Here is a 3,939-nt window from a genome sequence, read left to right as displayed (position 1 = left end):
AGGATGGCTTGTAACTTAAGCCATCCTTGCCATAACACTTTCACAGATGCACGCCCTGTGCGCTTGGTATCTTTCCAGCCTCCTAACTTTGCCAGTTCCTGATACGCCCATGACATATTTGGAGCAGTTTCAGGCAATGGTGTTTTTATTCTCTTTAACCACAATAACTTCCATGCTTTGGGAGATAACAGTTGTTCACAACTTGGAGAATCAGGCTGCTCATTGGTGAACTTTAGTTGCAATATTCGCGTCGCAATAAAGCCATTAATCGTCACCAATCTTTCCATGTTATCTTGGCTTTGAAGGCGTAAACTTTCGATATCCGTGCCATCACTTTTCCAGACTTTATGGTATTCCTCTACAAGCCAACGGTGCTCATAGTAGGTGATGATAGCTAAGGCGTCTTCTTTGCTGGTGACTGGTTCACTGGTTAATAGGTGCCAGCTTAAGCCGTTCTCAGCGTTTCCTCGCTCTGCACAGCCGACATAGTAAACTGGTAGGGAGCGTCCTTTCTTATTGTAAGGCGCTTTGAGTGTCACTGGCGCATAGGTGATATCCAGTGTTGCGCTTCGGGCTTTTCTTCCTCCTTTTTGTGCAATGTGGATGTGTTTGGTGCCTGCACTCATCAGCTCGCTTGCGAACGCATAGAGCTTATCCTCACCTTCTTCAATATGACGACTTTGCATCGAGCGTACGACGAATCGTTGCTGCTCGGTCAGTTTATACTGCAAGTATTCGTAGATGTCCGCTTCGCGGTCACACACCGATATCACGTTCGCCATTTGTCCTTGCAGCCGCTCTGCCATCGCTCGTGACGCTGACTCCCACTTGTAACTTTCTTTTTCTTCGTAAGAAGTCGTCGCGTGTTTTTCTCTTTTTCCAATCGTGTTGATATCACGACTCCAGCGAGACTGTTCAATTAATCCCACAACTTGCTTTGTGTCTGGCGCAAACAGTAATACGCTATGAGCTAACAAGCCTCGTTGTTTTGCTCCTCGTCCGACATGACCCAAATCATCTCGAATGGAGGAATGTTTATAAATTAGTGTGGTCGTGTCTTCTAATGCGAGCAATAAGTTATGACTTTTTGCTTGTTCAACCGTGGCTTTAAAGCCTGACTCTGCTATAGCCGTTGCGTCAATATTCTCGTTGCGAATAAAGCGGTAGGCACCTTCCATATCNGGCGGGGGATTGAGTGATGTTCACAAGTGGTTTTCCTGGTTCATTTGCAAGCGTTGATGCTAACTTTACCAGACGCGCTGTTCTTCTTGGATCACCTAAGTCCGATTTACCGAATTGTTGTTTTGCCCAATGAGTATGTTCGTTAATCATAATGTGCCCTCAAACAAGATTTGAAGATCTGATCATGACATTGAGATTTAGTTCAAAAAAATCCCCGCTAATTTCTTAGCAGGGATTTGTGTATAAGAGACAGCTAATTAGCGCCTTTTTACATTGTAGCTAAATACAAATTTAATGCTGGTTAATCATGTGCGTTGCTAGTTGAGAGAATGATTGCTTTAAGCCTTCACGTAACAACGGATTGTCTATTTCTATATCCAGCGTTTTATTCATGCAGTGCATCCACTGATCGCGCAATGCTTTATCTACAGTAAAAGGCATATGCCTTTTACGTAGCATTGGCTGGCCATGTTTTTCAGTAAATAGGTTTGGCCCGCCTAACCAACCAGATAAAAATTCAAAAAATACTTGGCGAATTCGATCTAATGGCAGAGGATGCATATCATATAACGGTTTAGCGTATTCATCTGACTCCATTATGTCGTAGAATCGATTGGAGATAGCACGCGCCCCTTTCTCTCCACCTATTATTTCATACGGTGTTTTTTCAGGAGTAGGAGCCTGTTGCTCGGGAGCTGGCTTAGATTTAGAAAAAAGTCGTTTAATCATATTACTTATCATCGTTAATAGGCAGTGTATAGCTGCAAAGAGGTTGCTTTAAAATGGACAAATATGCGGTTTTTGGAAATCCAATTAAACATTCAAAATCCCCCGCGATACATAAACAATTTGCTGTATCACTGGGTGAGCAAATCGACTATCGCGCAATATTAGCACCTATCGATAACTTTGAAAAAACAGTATTGTCTTTTTTTGAGCAAGGTGGTGTTGGTGCTAACGTTACAATGCCATTTAAAGAGCAAGCCTATGCAATGGCCGATGAGCTTACGCCATTAGCTAAAATTGTAGGGGCTGTTAATACATTAAAAAAACGAGATGATGGCACATTACTCGGTGATAACACCGATGGTGTGGGCTTTGTAAATGATTTACTCGCTAATAAAGTTACTATAACTAATAAACGCATTTTAATTATTGGTGCGGGCGGTGCCGCTCGAGGAGTTATTTTACCTTTGTTAGAGCATAATCCTCAGGAAATAATAATAGTTAATCGCACAGCACAAAAAGCCCAAGAACTCGCAGAGCTGTTTACTCAATATGGACCGGTATCTGGCTTTGGCTTTAGTGATTTACCAGTAAGCGATTACTCACTAATTATAAATTCTACATCTAGCAGTATGAATAACGAGCTTCCAGCACTTGATGAAAAACATATAACTAACTGTGAAGTCGCTTATGACATGTTTTATTCACTGCAAAACACCATTTTTATGAATTGGGTTGCACAGCATAATATTAACGCTAAGCTTTTAGATGGTAGCGGAATGTTAGTTGGTCAAGCTGCTCAAGCATATTACGTATGGCGTAATAAAATGCCAAAAATACTTCCCGTAGTGAATGCGCTTAAACAAGGAATGCTTAAATGAATCAGGCAATACAGTTTATCGATAGGCTGGAATTTAGAGAGCCCGATCATCAGTTAGTATTTTTTGCACAAGTTAGTGGCATGCTGGTGGAGTGTGTAATAGAAGTAAATACACTTAAATTAACAGACGAAAGCCACGCAACAGAATATTTTGAAAAGTATCGTTTTGATTACGAAGAGCGTGCCGAGGAGCTCATCGAAGAAGAGAGCTATAACTCAGCAGGCCAAATTGAAGTAAGCTTATTAACTTAAGTTAGCGATTTCAGCTAAGTATTCATCTTTAAGTGATACATAGTTATCGGCAGATATTTTTAAGAAGGCAAGCTCTTGCTCTGTAAGAGGGCGGGCTTGCTTAGCTGGACTTCCTACATATAAGTAACCAGACTCTAAACGTTTGTTTGGTGGTACTAAAGATCCTCCACCTATAATTACATCATCTTCAACAACCACGTTATCCATAATAATAGCGCCCATACCTACAAGTATACGGTTTCCTAGTACACATCCGTGCAGCATTACCTTATGACCAACTGTTACATCGTCACCTATAATAAGTGGGTAACCATCAGGATTGCTTTTAGTTGCGCGAGATAAATGCAATACACTGCCATCTTGTATATTTGTACGCTCACCAATACGTATATAGTTAACATCACCACGTGCAGCTACTAACGGCCACACACTACTATTATCACCTAAAGTAATGTTACCAACCAAAACCGATGACTCATCAATATAAACAGACGAATTAAATGAAGGAGTAACACCTTTATAAGAACGAATTGCCATAGTTAGTACCTTTTAGATCATGATTATTAGTATTTGAGTGTATCAGCAAGGTGATTTTTGTACCATACAGTGCACTGTTTGGTTACAAAACTATCAGTTTTAGGGGGTTTAGTTCAGATACTAACCGAACAGTATCTTTTTTTACTTTTTCTTTAAAAAAGTGCTTGCGTAAAAATATGATCTCCCTATAATGCGACCCCACTGAGACGGGAAACGCCAACGCATAGCGAGGCAGGAACAACTCAGAGAGTTAAATAAAACTTCGGTTTTAAATTATCGAAAGAAAGTTTAAAACTAAGTGTTGACTCGAAAAATAAAGGGTGTATTATTCGCATCCCTTGAGACGCTAAAGCGACTCAAAA

At 40.7% G+C, this 3,939-nt stretch carries 4 protein-coding genes and 1 pseudogene; 2 read left to right on the top strand and 3 right to left on the bottom strand.

The window, feature by feature from the left end:
• Positions 1–1,332, bottom strand: a pseudogene (locus L654_RS01000000126630) (IS4 family transposase); the annotation flags it as partial.
• 141 nt (positions 1,333–1,473) lie between these two features.
• Positions 1,474–1,911, bottom strand: coding sequence for a group II truncated hemoglobin (locus L654_RS0122330; protein WP_024609094.1), 438 nt, complete (start codon positions 1,909–1,911; stop codon positions 1,474–1,476).
• Between the two features lie 53 nt (positions 1,912–1,964).
• On the opposite strand from L654_RS0122330, the gene aroE reads away from it, so the two are divergent.
• Positions 1,965–2,789, top strand: a complete 825-nt coding sequence (gene aroE / locus L654_RS0122325; RefSeq protein ID WP_024609093.1) for a shikimate dehydrogenase — start codon at positions 1,965–1,967, stop codon at positions 2,787–2,789.
• Positions 2,786–3,040, top strand: coding sequence for a DUF1488 family protein (locus L654_RS0122320; RefSeq protein WP_004335144.1), 255 nt, complete (start codon positions 2,786–2,788; stop codon positions 3,038–3,040). Before aroE ends, L654_RS0122320 begins: the two co-directional genes overlap by 4 nt.
• Here L654_RS0122320 and L654_RS0122315 read toward each other — a convergent pair.
• Positions 3,032–3,577: a gamma carbonic anhydrase family protein gene (locus tag L654_RS0122315; RefSeq protein WP_024593212.1), complete on the bottom strand. Its 546-nt coding sequence runs from the start codon at positions 3,575–3,577 to the stop codon at positions 3,032–3,034. The genes L654_RS0122320 and L654_RS0122315 overlap by 9 nt on opposite strands.
• Positions 3,578–3,939 lie beyond the last annotated feature (362 nt).

Source organism: Pseudoalteromonas sp. TAB23 (assembly GCF_000498075.1).
In the GTDB taxonomy this organism is placed as follows: Bacteria; Pseudomonadota; Gammaproteobacteria; order Enterobacterales; family Alteromonadaceae; genus Pseudoalteromonas; species Pseudoalteromonas arctica.
Note: the sequence above shows the minus strand (reverse complement) of the source record. Positions and strands in the feature narration are given on the sequence as shown.

What these genes read in the sequence shown, in the direction of transcription:
- aroE (WP_024609093.1), top strand. Translation starts at nt 1,965, where the DNA reads ATGGACAAATATGCGGTTTTTGGAAATCCAATTAAACATTCAAAATCC.
- L654_RS0122330 (WP_024609094.1), bottom strand. Translation starts at nt 1,911, where the DNA reads ATGATTAAACGACTTTTTTCTAAATCTAAGCCAGCTCCCGAGCAACAG.
- L654_RS0122320 (WP_004335144.1), top strand. Translation starts at nt 2,786, where the DNA reads ATGAATCAGGCAATACAGTTTATCGATAGGCTGGAATTTAGAGAGCCC.
- L654_RS0122315 (WP_024593212.1), bottom strand. Translation starts at nt 3,577, where the DNA reads ATGGCAATTCGTTCTTATAAAGGTGTTACTCCTTCATTTAATTCGTCT.